1 protein-coding gene is annotated in these 566 nt (G+C 77.7%); it reads right to left on the bottom strand.

Annotation, left to right across the window (positions count from 1 at the left end):
- Positions 1 to 566: DUF3492 domain-containing protein (locus ACYVE9_RS30340; RefSeq protein ID WP_461031059.1), on the bottom strand; the 566-nt coding region annotated here is incomplete at both ends.

The following is a 566-nucleotide window of genomic DNA, read 5'->3' as shown; positions in this document are numbered from 1 at the left end:
CGGTGCGTCGCGCACGATCAGCAGCCGCGCGCCGGGCTCGGCCCGGCGGACATCGGCGAAGGCGTGCAGCAGGGCGACGACGTCCTTCGTGGGCTCGATCCGGCCCGTCCACACCAGCAGCGGTCCCGGGCGCCGCTCGCCGGTGTCCTCGGCGACGGCGGCGAGGGGGCCGGCGTCCATGCCCGGGTAGACCGTGCGCAGCCGCTTCCGGTCGGCGCCGCAGCGCTCCTGCCAGCGGCGGGCGTGCGTGTTGCCCGGGGTGATCACCTCGGCCTGCTGGTACGCCTCCCGGGCCAGCCGCCCCTGGAACGCGGCGAGCAGGGCACGGACGGGGGCTTGCGAGGCTGACGGTGAAACCGCGCGAGCGGCGCCCGCGGCGCTGCGCAGGTAGTGCTCCCGCAGCCGCACGCCGTACTCGGTGATCAGCAGCGGGGTGCCGAAGAGGTGCTTGGCCAGCAGCCCCGGCAGTGCCGCCGGGCCGCCGCCCACGGCATGGCAGAGGTCCACGCCGGAGAGCCCCGCCTCGGTCTGCGACGCGCCCCCCCGCGCGCCGTGGGCGCCGTGCG

It is taken from the genome of Streptomyces sparsus, assembly GCF_054776295.1.
This window is presented reverse-complemented; position numbering and strand designations above follow the sequence as displayed.